Source organism: Sphingorhabdus sp. (assembly GCF_046292425.1).
In the GTDB taxonomy this organism is placed as follows: domain Bacteria; phylum Pseudomonadota; class Alphaproteobacteria; order Sphingomonadales; family Sphingomonadaceae; genus Sphingorhabdus_B.
Genome location: NZ_JBKBQV010000131.1, coordinates 250 through 517, shown reverse-complemented (window position 1 = coordinate 517; position 268 = coordinate 250). Strand labels below are relative to the sequence as shown.

Below are 268 nucleotides of genomic sequence, written 5' to 3'. Positions count from 1 at the left end.
TCTTCATCGACTGCTCCGGCTTCCGGTCCCTGCTGATCGGCAAGGCGCTGGGCGTCGAGCATGAGGACTGGTCGCACTGGCTGCTGTGCGATCGCGCCATCGCGGTGCAGACCGAGAATGTCGGTCCGCCGGCGCCCTATACCCTGGCCCATGCCCAGGATTTCGGCTGGCGCTGGCGGATTCCGCTGCAGCACCGGACGGGCAATGGCCACGTCTTCTGCAGCCGCTATCTGAGCGACGACGAGGCGACCGCCGTGCTGATGGCGCA

General features: G+C 67.2%; 1 protein-coding gene. It reads left to right on the top strand.

Translation table 11 applies throughout. The features are described from left to right. A partial coding sequence (locus ACK4S7_RS13280) for a tryptophan 7-halogenase (RefSeq protein WP_409647762.1) occupies positions 1 to 268 on the top strand: 268 nt, incomplete at both ends.